A 14633-nucleotide genomic window follows, 5' to 3' on the forward strand; every position below is an offset into this window, starting at 1 on the left:
CGGGCCGGGTGCCCGGGTGGCACCGGCGCCCCCGGGGGCGTCAGCCGGTGTCGAGGACGGCCGAGGCCACCGCGTCCGGGCGGTCGAACATCACCAGGTGTCCGGCGGGGGCGGTGGGGCGGTAGTCGGCCCCGAGCAGCGCGGCCAGCTCCCGCTGCCCGGCCAGCCAGGCCTCCGTCCGGCGGGTCCGGCACCCGTCGTCGGCGGCCAGCACCGTGACCGGCAGCCCCTCGGGCAACGGCCGGGCGGCGCGCAGCACGTCCAGTTCGGCGGCCATGTCGAGGTAGCTCGTGTTCTCCCGGAGCAGGGCGCGCAGCGACCGGCCCGTGCGGTAGCAGCGCCGGACCAGCGGCGGCGGGGCGAGGTCCTCGCGGCGGACGGTGCAGAGCCGGGCCACCGCCCGGCGGGCGGCCGGACCGAACAGGTACGGCACGGCCACGGCGGTGGCGGCCCCGGCGAGCGCCCTGGCCGCCAGGTCGCGGGCGGCGGGGGCCGGGTACGGCCGGGCCGCCGGCTCGACGCTGCCGTCGACCAGGACCAGCCCGGCGGCCCGGTCCGGGTGCACCCGGGCGAACGCCTCGACGTGGAAGGCGGCCAGCGAGTGGCCCACGGCGGTGCAGGGGCCGGCCAGCCCGAGCCCGTCCAGCACCGCGCGGATCCGCCCGGCCTCACCGGCCAGCGTCGGCACGGGCCGCCCCGCGGCGGGCTCCGGAGCGCTCAGCCCGTAACCGGGACGGTCGAAGCGGACGACGGTGCGGTACGGCGTGAGGAAGGGCACGACGAGGTCCCAGTCGAACCAGCTGCTGCCGAGGCCGCCGGTGAGCAGGCAGACCGGGCCGCCGCCCTCGACGCGGACGTGCAGCGGGACGCCGTCCACGCGCAGGAAGCGCGCCCGGGTGCGGGGGTCGGCGGGTGCGGTCATGTCGGGCCCCGGCCCCCCGGCCGACCGGCCCGCCGGTCCGCGCCGGGCTCCGGGGTCGCCGCCACCCCGGGTGCCCGGTTCGCCGCCGCGCCGACCGTCACGTCGCCCGTCGCCCCGACCCTCGCGTCCTCCGCCGCACCGTCCGGGCGGGCCAGGCCGCGGGCCAGCACGGCCAGCCAGCACGCGACCAACAGCACCTGGAGCCGCTGCCCGGCCCCGAGCGCCCAGGTGCCGCGACCGGCCTCGAAGGCGGCGATCGCGGCGAGGCTCCAGCCGGTGGCGAGCAGCTCGGCGCCGAGCAGCCACGGCCCGGCCCTGCGCACCGCCGGCCACCACCCGTACCGGCGGGCGGCGAGGGTGAGCACGGCCATTCCGGTGAGCGCGCCGAGCATGGCCAGGCTGCTGGTGACGGCGTGCGCGGTGTGGGTCGCCGGGACGAGCCCGGCGGTCTCCCGGGCGGCGCACATCTCGTCGCTGGTGGGGGCGCAGCTGAGCGGCAACCGGGAGTCGGCGGCCGTCGCCGCACCGAACAGGGCCAGGGCGGACCAGCCGACCAGGGCCTGTCGGCGCCCCGGGCGGGGAGCGCGGGGCCGGGCCCGGCCTCCGGCGAGCGCGGTGACGGCGGCGGCGAGCACGCTGAGCCCGGCGACCAGGTCGGTGGCCCGGAACAGGCCGCCCAGCGGCTGGTCCTCGGCCGCGAGTTCGCTGATGTAGGCCTGCACCGGGTCGAGTCCGGTGCTCAGCACGACCTCCAGCACCCAGGCCGTGTACGCCACGGCACTGAGCAGCAGCAGCGCGGCGGTCGCCGTCCGCGCGTTCGGGTGTCCGGGCTGGGAGCTGGGCACGGTTCCACCCTAACCGGCGGCGAACTGCACCCCAACCGGGCGGAAACGGACACCTCGGCGGCGGCACCGGCGGGGCGCCCTGGCGGCCCCCGGAGGCCGGTTCGAAGCACCCCCCGGAACCGTGTATTGTTTTCCAGGTCAGCAGGCGCCGCTAGCTCAGTTGGTTAGAGCAGCTGACTCTTAATCAGCGGGTCCGGGGTTCGAGTCCCTGGCGGCGCACAGACAGTTGGGGAGCCTCTCGCAACAGCGAGGGGCTCCTCAATTTTTTGGCCCTCGACGTCCGTTTTGCGTGTGATGTCGGTCTCGATTGCCGTTCCGGCGGAGCCATCCGGCCCGCCCGGCTCGTCCTGGGCAGTAAACCGGAATCGGGGCAAAGGTCCCCAACCGCCGATGTCCCCGTCTGTGCAGGCCGGTCCGTCCGCCCGCAGGAAAGGCCGCGCCTTGTCCGAGAACGCCCAGAGCGGCCGTCGCGCGCTGCTGGCCGGCCTCCGGCCGGTCGAGCGCCTCAAGCGCACCGCCCCCGCGCCCGGGGGCAAGAAGCCCCGCCGTCCGAAGCGGACCGGCTGGCGCCGGCTGCTCCCCACCTGGCGGATGAGCCTGCTCGGCCTCGCCGTGGCGCTGCTGCTCGGCGTCGGCCTGTTCGCCCTGGGCGTCGCGCTGGTGAAGGTCCCCGACGCGCACGCCGCCGCCACCGCGCAGAGCAACACCTGGCTCTACGCGGACGGCTCGGTGATCACCCGCACCGGGCAGACCAACCGGCAGAACGTCGGGCTGGACAAGGTGTCCCCCGCCGCGCAGCACGCCGCGCTGGCCGCCGAGGACCGCAACTTCTACCACGAGGGCGCCGTCAACGTGCAGGGCCTGCTCCGGGCCGCGGTCAACACCGCCAAGGGAGAGGGCACCCAGGGCGGCTCCACGATCACCCAGCAGTACGTGAAGAACACGTACCTGAACCAGAAGCAGTCCGTCACCCGCAAGGTGAAGGAGCTGTTCATAGCCATCAAGGTGGACGCCACCGAGAGCAAGGACGAGGTCCTCTCCGGCTACCTGAACACCTCCTACTACGGCCGCGGCGCCTACGGCATCCAGGCCGCCGCCCAGGCGTACTTCGGCGTCGACGCCTCCGCGCTCACCCCCGCCCAGGGCGCCTACCTGGCCACCCTGCTGAACGCGCCGAGTGCCTACGACGTGGCCACCGCGACCCCGGCCGGCAAGCAGAACGCCGTCAACCGCTGGAACTACGTGCTGGACGGCATGGTCAAGGAGGGCTGGCTCTCCGCCGCCGACCGCGCCGCCACCACCTTCCCCGACGTCAGGGACCCGCAGCCCAACCCGGGCCTGTCCGGCCAGTCCGGCTACCTGGTCAACGAAGCCACCCAGTACCTCACCGCCAACCAGATCATCAGCGAGAGCGAGCTGGCCAAGGGCGGCTACACGATCAAGCTGAGCATCGACCCGGGCCGCCAGCAGGCCCTGCAGGACTCCGTCCAGACGCAGCTGCACGACACCCTGAACCCGGACAAGCGGAAGAAGGACGCGGCCGCCCAGGCCGGCGCCGTCTCGGTGGACCCGAAGACCGGGGCGGTCGTCGCCCTCTACGGCGGCGTGGACTACGTCAAGCACTACGTCGACAACGCGACCCGGCGGGACTACCAGGCCGGCTCCACCTTCAAGGCGATCGCCCTGGCCGCCGCGTTCGAGAACGACGCCAAGACCCAGGACGGCCGGACGGTCACCCCGCGCACCGTCTACGACGGCACCAGCGGCCGCAAGGTCCGCGGCGGCAAGGGCACCCCGTACGCGCCGCCGAACGAGGGCGACAGGAGCTACGGCCAGATCTCCCTGCAGCAGGCCACCGACTGGTCGGTCAACTCGGCCTTCGCGCAGTTGGCCCAGGACACCGGATTGCAGAAGGTCAAGGACACCGGTGTCGCGCTGGGCCTGCCCGGCAACACCCCGGGGCTCGACCCGGTCCCGTCCATCCCGCTGGGTGCGGCCACCCCCAGCGTCCTCGACATGGCCGGCGTGTACGCCACGCTGGACAACGGCGGCAAGCAGATCACCCCGTGGCTGGTCCAGTCGGTCGACCGCGAGGGCGAGGCCGTCCCGCTGCCCGCCCACAAGACCACCCAGGCGATCAGCTCGGACACCGCGAACGAGGTCACCTCGATGCTCCAGGGCGTGGTGAGCGACCCGGGCGGCACCGGCTGGCGGGCCAAGGCGCTCGGGCGCCCGGTGGCCGGCAAGACCGGCACCACCGACGACCAGAAGTCGGTGTGGTTCGTCGGCTACACCCCCGAGCTGGTCACCTCGGTCGCCCTGTTCGGCCAGGAGCCGGGCACCGGCGCGCAGGTCAGCCTGAGCGGCGTCGGCGGGATCGACGGCGCGGCGGGCGGCCAGTACCCGGCGCAGATCTGGACCGGCTACATGAAGGCCGCGCTCAAGGGGCTGCCGGTCTCCGACTTCCCGGACCCGGCCGACGGCGGCGACTCCGCCGACCCCGGCGACCTGCCGACCGCGCCGTTCTCGCCCAGCGCCACGCCGTCGACCGGCACCGGCTCGGGCGCCACCACCGCGCCGGGCGCCCAGCCCGGCGACGGGTCCCGGACCGGCTCCGGGAACGGCAACGGCAACGGCTCCGGTGCGTCGACGCCGGCGGGCGGGCCGAACCCGGGCGGCGGTGCCACCACCGCGCCCACCGACCCCGCCACCGGGCAGCCGACCGCGCCGCCGACCACCCAGCCGACGACGAAGCCCACGACCAAGCCCACCACGAGGCCGACGCCGACCACCGGCCCGACCACGGCCCCGACCACCCAGCCGACCACCCAGCCCACCGGCGGGACGGACCCGCTGGCCGGGGCGGGGACGTCCTCCGGTCAGTAGCGGGGGCCCCGGGTTCGGGCCCCGAACCCGGGGCGCGGGCGCGGGGCGCCGGCCACCAGGGGGTTCGCGCGGCCTCGGGCGGCCTGCGGGGCGGGTGCGCGGGCGGGTGCGGGACGGCGCAGGTGATTGCGCCGCTGCGCACAGTTCCGTGCAGGACCAAATGCCGGAATGGCGCCTTACCGAAGCTCCGGTATGACTGTCACAATGCGTCGGTGCACGGATCAACAGCCCCATCCACCCGCCCCACCGGCAGGACCCTCGGCCTCAGCCTCGCCCTGGTCTCCGCCTTCGCCTTCGGAGGCTCCGGCACCGCCGCGAAGCCGCTGATCGAGGCCGGCCTCTCACCGCTGCACGTGGTGTGGCTCCGGGTCACCGGCGCGGCCGTGGCCCTGCTCCCGATCGCCTACCGGCACCGGGACGCCGTCCTGCGCCGCCCCGGCCTGCTGCTCGGCTTCGGCCTGCTCGCCGTCGCCGGCGTCCAGGCCTGCTACTTCGCGGCGATCTCCCGCATCCCGGTCGGCGTCGCCCTGCTCATCGAGTACCTCGGCCCGCCGCTGCTCATCGGCTACGTCAGGTTCGTCCAGCGCAAGCCGATCAGCCGGGGCGCGGCGATCGGCGCCGGGGTCGCGGTGAGCGGACTGGCCTGCGTGGTGGAGGTCTGGAACGGCCTCGGCTTCGACGCGCTCGGCGTGCTCTTCGCCCTGGGCGCCGCCTGCTGCCAGGTCGGCTACTTCCTGCTCGCCGACGCCGGCCGCCGGGGCGAGCGGCCCGTCGACCCGATGGCGGTCAGCGCCTACGGCCTGCTGATCGGCGCCGTCCTGCTCACCGCCTTCACCCGGCCGTGGCAGGCCGACTGGAGCCCGCTCGGCGGATCCGTGCTGATGAACGGGCACACGGTGCCCGCGCTGCTCCCGGCCGCCTGGATGATCCTGGTCGCGACCGTGCTCGCCTACCTGACCGGCGTGATCTCGGTGGGCTACCTCTCGCCGCCCATCGCCGGGGTGGTGGCCAACCTCGAGGCGGTCGTCGCCACCGTGCTGGCCTGGGTCCTGCTCGGCGAGCACCTCGGCCTGCCGCAGATCGCCGGTGGTCTGCTGGTGCTGGCGGGCGCCTTCGCAGCGCAGGCCAGCAAGCCGCCGGCCGACCCGGAGACGGTGGCCGCAGCCGTCGCCGGCGCCGCCGCCCCGGGCGTCCCGGGCGTCCCGGGCGTCCCGGACGGGCTCGACGAGCTGCACCGGCCGGACGGACCGGGCGGGCCCGGCGGTCCTGGCGCGCCGAGCGGCGCGCGGGTCGCCGGGGACTCCCCGGTCGACCGGGGTCCTCGGGCCGACCGGGAGCGGGTGGCCGCCGAGCGGGGGGTCAGCGACCGACCCAGCCGAACCAGTCGAGGTGGTTGAGCGGCCACACGACGGCCGCCACCGGCCCGACCACGTTGGCCACCGGCACGGCCCCGCCGCCCGGACCGCGCTGGTGGTAGCGGGAGTCCGCCGAGTCGCTCCGGTGGTCGCCCTCGACCCAGACGGAGCCCGAGGGCACCGTCACCGGGCCGAAGTTCAGGCCGGCGCAGGAGTCGTCGCCCGGGTGCAGGTACGGCTCGTCGACCTTCTTCCCGTCGACGGTCAGTGTGCTGCCCGCGCACTGCACGGTCTGGCCGCCGGTCGCGACGACCCGCTTGACCAGGTAGTTGTCGTCCTTCGGCGGCACCAGCCCGACGAAGCTCAGCACCGAGGTCACCGCGTTGGTGAGGGGGTTCGAGTCGGTGGGCTGCGGCGGGAGCCAGCCGCCCGGGTCCTTGAACACCACCGGCTGCCCGGGTTCCGGCTTCCAGCCCGTCAGCGGAGCGAACTTGTTCACGCCGACCCGGTCGCCGATCCGCAGCGTGTTCTCCATCGAGCCGGACGGGATGGTGAACACCTGGAACAGACAGGTCTTGATCAGCAGGGCGACCACCAGGCCGACCGCCGCCATCGCGGGCACCTCGATCCACCAGGGCCGCGGTCGGCGCCCCGCCCGGCGGGCCTTGCGGACGCGCGAGCCCCGGGCCCGGCGGCGGGCCTCGGCGCGGCCGCCGGGGGCGTCGGACGCCCCGGGACCGCGGCCGGCAGCAGGGGCCGGGCCGGACCCGGCATCGCTCGGCGTTTCGGGCAGGTTCACCGCCATCGTCGCTGCTCCACCTCTCCGGCTGGGGAAACCTGCACGCTACGCCAACCGTGGAGCCTCACGAAATCGGGCGTTTAGCCGTCCCCGACATCTCCCCGGGCTCCCCCGGACCGGACGGCCCCGGGGAGCCGCCCCGCCGGGGGGCGCTCAGGCGAGGGGCGCTCAGGCGCGGGCGATGGCCTCGTGGTGGCGGATGACCTCGGCGATGATGAAGTTCAGGAACTTCTCGGCGAAGACCGGGTCCAGCTTCGCCCCGGCGGCCAGCTCCCGCAGCCGCTTGATCTGGTCCCGCTCGCGCGCCGGGTCGGCCGGGGGCAGCTTGTGCTCGGCCTTGAGCCGGCCGACCCGCTGGGTCGCCTTGAACCGCTCGGCCAGCATGTGGACCACCGCGGCGTCGATGTTGTCGATGCTCTCGCGCAGGCTGGTCAGCTCCGCCCGCACGGCGTCGTCGACCCCCTGGGGCAGGCCGGCGTCGGGGGTCGTGGGGTGGTCCGTCATCGGGGCGGCTCCCGGTGTCTGGGTTGGGCACCCGGCGCGCGGGGCGGCCGGGCTCGGGCCCGGGCAAATCTAACAGGGCCCCCGTGCCGGAACCGCACGCCGAAGGGGTTCCGTCCACGATCCGGACGTCCCCCGGACCCCCGGCGGCCCCGATGGTCACCCGGCAGTCCCCCCGCGTTCCCCCGCCGGCCCCGGGCGGACCCGGGCGGACCCGCGCCGTCCCACGACCCGCGCCACCCGCCGCCCCGACCCTCCCGGGCCCCGGGGGCGCGGCCCGTAGGCTGGTGCGTGCATGACCGGAAGTGACGACACAGCAGTCCCTCAGTGATGGAGGTACCGATCGTGGCAACCACCCGCACCGCCCGCACCGCCTGGGAAGGCAACCTGGTCGACGGCAAGGGGCAGGTGACCTTCGCCTCCTCCGGGATCGGCGAGTACCCGGTCTCCTGGCCGGCCCGGGCCGAACAGCCCAACGGCAAGACCAGCCCGGAGGAACTGATCGCCGCCGCGCACTCGGCCTGTTTCTCGATGGCCCTCTCGCACGGCCTCGCCGGCGCCGGCACCCCGCCGACCACCCTGGACACCCAGGCCGACGTCACCTTCCAGCCCGGCACCGGGATCACCGGCATCCACCTGACCGTCACCGGACAGGTGCCCGGCCTGGACGAGGCCGGCTTCGTCAAGGCCGCCGAGGACGCCAAGGCCAACTGCCCCGTCAGCAAGGCGCTCACCGGCACCACCATCACCCTGACCGCCACGCTGGCCTGACGCCCCGCCGGATCCGGCGCGGCGTCAGCTCGTTCCCGCTCCCGGCGCGCAACCAGCGCCCGGGGGCGCGGATTCGGCTCACACGCCCCCGGCACACCTCATGTGATGTACACCCGGGGCGTCCACCCGTACCGCCACTCATGGCCACGAAGCGGGCGAATCACCCTGGCGGCGGTCACCGCCCGTTGTCACCGCGGCCTATGATCGGCCGCAGCGCCCTGTCCTTCACGCGGGTCTCCGCGCGACAGCGCCCCACGCCGGGCGCCCCGCACCGGACCGACTCCGAGGACCGCGACAGAGTGCGGAGCCGGCCGCCGGAGTCCCGAGTGGCCGGCCGGACCAGCATCAGGCGTCAGCAGCGGACGGGAGCATGCCGTGCCGGGCCAGAACGAGGGGGCCGACGCACACCACCCGGGCGTGCGGCACGAGGACTCACCGCACCACCGTCACCTCACGGCACCGGCCCGGCGGCCCGCCGTCGGCTCCGCCGGCACGGCGGTCGGCGCGGCGGTCGGCACCGTCGACCCGGTCGGGTCGGTCGCTTCCGTCGGTCCGATCGACCCGTCCGGAACGGCGGGCATCTCCCCGGCCGACCCCGGCGCGCTCCTCTGCCCCACCTGCTCGAAGCCGCTGAACGACGGCGCGCACCGGGGCCCCGCCGGCGGCGCCGACCCGGAGGACGGGGGGACGGACCGGCCGCTCGCCGCCCTGCGGGCCAGCGAGTCCCGGTTCCGGGCCGCCTTCTGCGACGCGGTCATCGGCATGGCCCTGATCGACCCCGAGGACCGGATCATCGAGGTCAACCCCGCCTTCGCGGCCCTCATCGGACGCGGCGTCGGCGAGCTGGTCCGCACCCACCTGCACGAGATCATCGACCCCGAGGGCATGCCGCACCGGCTCTTCCCCGAACTCGTCCACGGCGGCCGCGAGCGGTTCCGCGTGGAGAAGCAGCTCAAGCACCGCGAGGGCCGCACGGTGTGGAGCAAGGTCACCGTCTCGCTGATCCGGGACGGCGCAGGGCGACCGCTCTACACCCTGGCGCTGGTGGAGGACATCACCGAGCAGCGCCGGCTCGGCGACCGCCTCGAGTACCAGGCCCTGCACGACCCGCTGACCCGGCTCCCCAACCGGACCCTCTTCTTCGAGCGGCTCGACGCCGCCTGCCTCACGGCCACCGCCACCGTCGCCCCCTCCGACGCCCTCGCCCTCGACGCCGCCGTACAGGCCGCCGACGTCCTCCAGGCCGCCGAGCCGGCCCTCCCGCCGGCGGACGGGCGCCGGGTGGGCGTCTGCTACCTGGACCTCGACGGCTTCGCGGCGATCAACGAGACGCTCGGCCACCACATCGGGGACCAGCTGCTGATCGCCGTCGCCACCCGGCTGCGCCGCGGGTTCTCCGGTCGCGACGCCCACCTGGTCGCCCGGATGGGCGGCGACGAGTTCGCCGTCCTGGTCACCGACAGCCGGGGCAGCGAGCAGCTGACCGAGCTGGCCGCCCGGATCCTCCGGGAGCTGGAACGCCCCTTCGACGTCGCCGGGCACCGCCTGGTGGTCACCGCCAGCGTGGGCGTCGTCGAACGGTCCGTGCACGAGACCACCCCGACCGACCTGGTCAAGGACGCCGACGCCACCCTCTACTGGTCCAAGGCCGACGGACGCGCCCGCTGGACCCTCTACGACCCGGACCGCGGCGCCCACCAGCTGACCCGCCAGCTGCTCGCCACCGCACTGCGGCCCGCCCTGGAGCGCGGCGAGTTCACCATCGAGTACCAGCCGCTGGTCGGCCTGGCCGACGGCGCCGTGCACGGCGCCGAGGCCCTCGTCCGCTGGCACCACCCGCGGTACGGGAAGCTCTCGCCGGACCGTTTCATCCCGCTCGCCGAGGAGTCCGGCGCGATCGTGCCGCTCGGCACCTGGGTCCTGGAGGAGTCCTGCCGCCAGGCCAAACGGTGGCTCACCGAGTTCCCCGAGACCGAGACCTTCGTGAGCGTCAACCTGGCGGCCCGCCAGATCTGGGACTCCGACGTGGTCGCGGACGTCGCCCGCGCGCTCGAACGCACCGGACTGCCGGCCCGGCTGCTCCAGCTGGAGATCACCGAGAGCGCCCTGCTCGGCCCCGGCGGCCGACCGCTGCAGGCCCTGCAGGCCCTGGCCGACATGGGCGTGCGGATCGCGATCGACGACTTCGGCACCGGCTACTCCAACCTGGCCTACCTCTCCCGGCTGCCGGTGCACGTGCTGAAGCTCGACGGCACCTTCATCGAGGGCTTCCGCGACCCGGCCCCGGCCGGCGGCGGCCGCCCGGAGCGCCCGGAGCTCGGCTCCCGCCGCAGCGACGCCGACGAGCAGATCGTCGGCGCGATGGTGCAGCTGGCCCACACGCTCGGCCTGACCGTCACCGCCGAGGGCATCGAGAGCGCCGCCCAGGCCGAGCGGCTGCGGCTGACCGGCTGTGACACGGCTCAGGGCTGGTACTTCGCCCGGCCCGGGGAGGCCGAGCTGGTCGCGGCCATACTGCGCGAGGACCGCACCGGCCGGGGCGCCGGCCGCTGACCCGGGGCGGGCTCGGGCGGTGGGCCGGGGCCGTCAGGCCCCGGCGGTCAGGCCCCGGCGGTCAGGCCCCGGCGGTCAGGCCGTAGGCCTCGGCGATCAGACCGTAGGAGCGCAGCCGGGCCTCGTGGCCGTGGATGTGCGAGGTCACCATCAGCTCGTCCACCCCGGTCCGCTTGCGCAGGGCCTCCAGGCCGTCCGCGACCTCGCCCGGCGCGCCCAGCACCACGTTCTCCAGCCAGCCGTCGATGAAGTCCGCCTCGGCCGGGCTGTACGGGTGGGCCTCGGCCTCCTCCGGGGTGGGGATCGGGCCGGGGTTGCCCCGCCGCAGCCGGAGCATCCCGAGGGCCGCGGAGCGCGCGAGGCGGCGGGCCGAGGCCCGGTCGTCGGCGGCGACCGCGCTCACCCCGATCAGCGCGTACGGCTCGGCGAGCACCTCCGAGGGCCGGAAGGACTCCCGGTAGAGGTCGAGGGCCGGAACGGTGTTGACGCTGCTGAAGTGGTGCGCGAAGGCGAACGGGAGACCGAGCCGACCGGCCAGCCGGGCGCTGAAGCCGGAGGACCCGAGCAGCCAGACCGGCGGGCGGCCGTCCCCGCGGGGGACGGCGGTCAGCCGCGCGTACGGGTGCCCGTCGGGGAAGTCCGCGTCGAGGAAGTGGGTCAGCTCGGCGAGCTGCTGCGGGAAGTCGTCCGCCCCCTCGGAGAGGCCCCGGCGCAGTGCCCGGGCGGTGGCCGGGTCCGTCCCGGGGGCGCGGCCGAGCCCGAGGTCGATCCGGCCCGGGTGCAGCGCCTCCAGCAGGCCGAACTGCTCGGCGACGGCGAGCGGGGCGTGGTTGGGGAGCATGACGCCGCCCGAGCCGAGCCGCAGCGTCGTGGTGTGGGCCCCGAGGTGGGCGAGCAGGACGGCCGGGGTGGAGCTGGCGACGCCGGGCATGCCGTGGTGCTCGGCGACCCAGAAGCGGTGGTACCCCCACTGCTCGGCGCTGCGGGCCAGCGCGGTGGTCGCGGCCAGGGCCTCGGCGGGCGTGTAGCCGACGCCCACGGTCGCGAGGTCGAGGATGGAGAGCGGGGCGGGTGCGGTACCGCGGGCGGTGCCGCGGACCGCCGCGCCGGGCCCCGGTCCGGCCCCGTGCTCCTGCTGGTCCTCGGTGGTCATGCCGTCCGCCCTCCTGGCCTTCCCTGAGCCGGCCCGTCGTGGTCGACCGCCGGTGTCGAACGCCCGGCGATCGCTGTTGCCGACCGGGGTCAACCACGCCGCCGGGCCGGCTGTTCCCGCGCTCCGACGGGATCCGCCCCGGCGCTGCCGACGGGGCCGCCCCGGGCCCGCCCCTCCGTTCACCTGACGGAGGGACAGCACCGCCGCCCGGATGGCGACTTCACGCCAGAGCCGGAAGTCGCCAGGCCCAGGGCTCGCGATCGGCGGCGGCCTCCGGCAGGCTGGTGATCAGGAGCGGACGACCCGACGGGATCCGTCCTCCGCGAACAAGATCGGCGGGCTGGACCAGTGCCGACCGATCCCAGCGAGCCCCCGGAGCGGCACACCGCTCCGGGGGCTCGCGCCAATTCCCGGCAAACCGCCCACCTCCTGTGATCCGCGGCATACCGGGGTGCTTCATGGCATGAAAAGTCGAGGCGCTAGCGTTGACCCCAGCAGCCACCTGCTCCCCCGGGCGGCGTGGAGGGAGTACGGGCCTTGAACTTCGTGGCGGCGATCGGATCCTCGTGGATCTGCGCCCTGGCGCTCTTCGCCGTACTCGGAGACGCCCTCCTCCCCTTCATCCCCAGCGGCACGCTGGTCATCCTGGCCGTCCTCAAGACGGCGCGGATCGACGGCGCCCCGATACTGCTCGGCCTGGGCGTGGCCGTCGCCTCGTTCCTGGGCGACCTGCTGCTGCTCCACCTCGCCCGGCGCGGTGCGCCCGTCCTGCAACGGCGGCTCGCCCGGCGGCCGAAGCTGGCCGCCAGCGTGGCGAGGGTCCAGCAGGCCCTGGTCGAACGCCCCCACGGGGCGGCCGCGGCGATGGTGGTGATCGCCCGGTTCGTCCCGGCCGGCCGGACCGTCCTGGACGTGGCCATCGGCCACTCACCCGCCCATCCGCACCGCTTCCTGCACTGGTCGGCGCTGGCCGCACTGGTCTGGGCCGCCTACATCGTGACGCTGGGCTGGCTGAACAGCCACTGGTTCGACACCGCCTGGCTGAGCCTGGCGGTGTCCTGCACCGCCGCCACCTTCGTCAGCACCGCGATCGCCCGAATAGTCCGCCGCAACCGGCGACTGGCCGCGCTCTGACCGCTCGCCGAAGCCTCCCGGCGAGCACCCCCCTCCGACCCTCGACCCGGCCGGACCGACCCCTCGGCGAGTGCCGTCCGCCCGGACGGGCGACCGGCCGGACCGAGCGCTGACGAACTCTGATCACACGGTCGAACCGGGGGTACCGTACTGCCCCGACGGCGCGAGGTGCGAAGCGTCACAGGACGGCAACAGATGAGAATTTCCTGCAGCCCGGCTCGGTGCGGTCGGCGTGTTGTCCTACGTCGGACATCGGCGGCCTTGGTCGCCGCTGCGACCACATGACATGCTTACAGCGGAAAATACATCAATTGCCCGATTTGGCCGGTTGCGGACCCGACCCGCCCTCACCACCGGCATCGGCACCCAGGGGAGACCATGACCAGCATCTCGCGCAGGACGGTGCTCAGTGCGACCGCTGCGACCGCGGCCCTCGGCGCGGTCGCGGCCTGCTCCAGCGGCGGATCCGGTTCGAGCCACGGCTCCACGTCCTCCCCCGGTGCCGGCGGCAGCCCGGGCACCACCTCGGCCGACACCGCCGACCCGACCAGGACCACCGTCCCCAAGGGCACCCCGATCGGCGACGGCTCCACCGCCGACACCGGTCCGCAGCCGAACCAGCCCAAGCCCGAGAAGCTCAAGCCCGGCGAGCGGCCCCCGCAGTTCGTGGTCTTCTCCTGGGACGGCGCGGGCGGCACCGACGACGGCCAGTTCCCCCGCTTCCTCAAGCTGGCGGAGCAGTACAAGGCCACCATGACCTTCTTCCTCTCCGGTATATACGCCCTGCCCAAGGGCAAGGCCGACCTGTACCACCCGCCGAAGCACTCGGTGGGGGCCTCCGACATCCCGTACCTGTCGGACGGCGCGGTCAAGGCCACGCTCAAGCTCGTCAGCCAGGCGTGGCTGGCCGGGCACGAGATCGGCACCCACTTCAACGGGCACTTCTGCTCCAGCCGCCCCGACAAGAACGGGGTCAACATGTGGACCCCCGACGACTGGCAGAGCGAGATCGACCAGGCGATCGGCTTCGTCACCCAGTGGCGGACCAACACCGGCTTCACCGACGTCGACCCGCTCCCCTTCGACTACAAGAAGGAGCTCATCGGCGGCCGCACCCCCTGCCTGGAGGGCCAGAAGGCACTGCTGCCCACGGCCGCGAAGCTGGGCTGGAAGTACGACGCCAGCTCCTCCGGCGGCCTCCAGATATGGCCGCAGAAGGTGCAGGACGGCAAGGTCTGGGACTTCCCGCTGCAGTCCATCCCGTTCCCCGGGCACACCTTCCAGGTGCTCTCGATGGACTACAACATCCTGGCCAACCAGTCCGCCGGCAGCACCAAGGGCGACCCGGCCAAGTACAACGACTGGCGCACCCAGGCCAAGGACGCCTACCTCGCCGGCTTCGACCGCGCCTACAACAGCAACCGCGCACCGTTCTTCATCGGGAACCACTTCGAGCAGTGGAACGGCGGCATCTACATGGACGCCGTCGAGGAGACCCTCAAGACGATCGCGGGCAAGCCGGACGTCCGGCTGGTCTCCTTCCGGCAGCTCGTCGAATGGCTCGAGGTCCAGGACCAGTCCACCCTGCGCAAGCTGCGCACCCTCAACGTCGGCCAGGCGCCGGCCGGGGGCTGGGAGACGTTCCTCGGCGCGGCGGGCTGAGGCTCGGCCGGACAGCCGACCCGCGGGGCTGAGTCCCGGCCGGACGGCCGAC

Annotated in this window: 11 protein-coding genes and 1 tRNA gene; 7 read left to right on the forward strand and 5 right to left on the reverse strand. The window is 74.6% G+C overall.

Annotation, left to right across the window (positions count from 1 at the left end; all coding sequences use genetic code 11):
- Nucleotides 1-40: 40 nt before the first annotated feature.
- Nucleotides 41-922 carry an alpha/beta hydrolase gene (locus AB0N04_RS23360; protein ID WP_360209360.1) on the reverse strand — a complete coding sequence of 294 codons (882 nt, stop codon included), beginning with the start codon at nt 920-922 and terminating at the stop codon, nt 41-43.
- Nucleotides 919-1716, reverse strand: a complete 798-nt coding sequence (locus tag AB0N04_RS23365; protein WP_360209518.1) for a DUF998 domain-containing protein — start codon at nt 1714-1716, stop codon at nt 919-921. Before AB0N04_RS23365 ends, AB0N04_RS23360 begins: the two co-directional genes overlap by 4 nt.
- 196 nt (nt 1717-1912) lie before the next feature.
- On the opposite strand from AB0N04_RS23365, the gene AB0N04_RS23370 reads away from it, so the two are divergent.
- The 3 genes from AB0N04_RS23370 to AB0N04_RS23380 all read left to right on the forward strand — a co-directional run bounded on the left by AB0N04_RS23370 (nt 1913) and on the right by AB0N04_RS23380 (nt 6050).
- Nucleotides 1913-1986 (forward strand) — tRNA-Lys (locus AB0N04_RS23370).
- A gap of 222 nt (nt 1987-2208) precedes the next feature.
- Nucleotides 2209-4653 (forward strand): transglycosylase domain-containing protein, encoded by a 2445-nt coding sequence (locus AB0N04_RS23375; RefSeq protein ID WP_360209362.1) that lies wholly within the window; start codon nt 2209-2211, stop codon nt 4651-4653.
- A 212-nt stretch (nt 4654-4865) separates the two neighbouring features.
- Nucleotides 4866-6050: a DMT family transporter gene (locus AB0N04_RS23380; protein ID WP_363365190.1), complete on the forward strand. Its 1185-nt coding sequence runs from the start codon at nt 4866-4868 to the stop codon at nt 6048-6050.
- On the opposite strand, the gene lepB is transcribed toward AB0N04_RS23380, so the two are convergent.
- On the reverse strand, nt 6013-6813 hold the full coding sequence (gene lepB / locus AB0N04_RS23385; protein ID WP_360209367.1) for a signal peptidase I: 801 nt from the start codon (nt 6811-6813) through the stop codon (nt 6013-6015). The two genes, AB0N04_RS23380 and lepB, sit on opposite strands and share 38 nt — an antisense overlap.
- Nucleotides 6814-6975: 162 nt before the next feature.
- Complete coding sequence (locus tag AB0N04_RS23390) at nt 6976-7311, reverse strand: chorismate mutase (RefSeq protein WP_360209370.1); 336 nt, start codon at nt 7309-7311, stop codon at nt 6976-6978.
- Between the two features lie 342 nt (nt 7312-7653).
- On the opposite strand from AB0N04_RS23390, the gene AB0N04_RS23395 reads away from it, so the two are divergent.
- Nucleotides 7654-8079: an OsmC family protein gene (locus AB0N04_RS23395; RefSeq protein ID WP_360209373.1), complete on the forward strand. Its 426-nt coding sequence runs from the start codon at nt 7654-7656 to the stop codon at nt 8077-8079.
- A gap of 375 nt (nt 8080-8454) precedes the next feature.
- Nucleotides 8455-10632: an EAL domain-containing protein gene (locus tag AB0N04_RS23400; protein ID WP_360209376.1), complete on the forward strand. Its 2178-nt coding sequence runs from the start codon at nt 8455-8457 to the stop codon at nt 10630-10632.
- 61 nt (nt 10633-10693) lie between these two features.
- Here the strand turns inward: AB0N04_RS23400 and AB0N04_RS23405 are convergent, their stop codons facing one another.
- On the reverse strand, nt 10694-11785 hold the full coding sequence (locus tag AB0N04_RS23405) for an LLM class flavin-dependent oxidoreductase (protein ID WP_360209379.1): 1092 nt from the start codon (nt 11783-11785) through the stop codon (nt 10694-10696).
- A 546-nt stretch (nt 11786-12331) separates the two neighbouring features.
- On the opposite strand from AB0N04_RS23405, the gene AB0N04_RS23410 reads away from it, so the two are divergent.
- Together AB0N04_RS23410 and AB0N04_RS23415 are read left to right on the forward strand one after the other, a co-directional pair.
- Complete coding sequence (locus AB0N04_RS23410; protein ID WP_360209521.1) at nt 12332-12919, forward strand: VTT domain-containing protein; 588 nt, start codon at nt 12332-12334, stop codon at nt 12917-12919.
- A 378-nt stretch (nt 12920-13297) separates the two neighbouring features.
- Nucleotides 13298-14581 (forward strand): hypothetical protein, encoded by a 1284-nt coding sequence (locus AB0N04_RS23415; protein WP_360209382.1) that lies wholly within the window; start codon nt 13298-13300, stop codon nt 14579-14581.
- Nucleotides 14582-14633 lie beyond the last annotated feature (52 nt).

The sequence above is a fragment of the Kitasatospora sp. NPDC051702 genome, from assembly GCF_040681575.1.
GTDB lineage: Bacteria > Actinomycetota > Actinomycetes > Streptomycetales > Streptomycetaceae > Kitasatospora.

What these genes read in the sequence shown, in the direction of transcription:
- AB0N04_RS23360 (WP_360209360.1), bottom strand. Translation starts at nt 922, where the DNA reads ATGACCGCACCCGCCGACCCCCGCACCCGGGCGCGCTTCCTGCGCGTG.
- AB0N04_RS23415 (WP_360209382.1), top strand. Translation starts at nt 13,298, where the DNA reads ATGACCAGCATCTCGCGCAGGACGGTGCTCAGTGCGACCGCTGCGACC.
- lepB (WP_360209367.1), bottom strand. Translation starts at nt 6,813, where the DNA reads ATGGCGGTGAACCTGCCCGAAACGCCGAGCGATGCCGGGTCCGGCCCG.
- AB0N04_RS23405 (WP_360209379.1), bottom strand. Translation starts at nt 11,785, where the DNA reads ATGACCACCGAGGACCAGCAGGAGCACGGGGCCGGACCGGGGCCCGGC.
- AB0N04_RS23390 (WP_360209370.1), bottom strand. Translation starts at nt 7,311, where the DNA reads ATGACGGACCACCCCACGACCCCCGACGCCGGCCTGCCCCAGGGGGTC.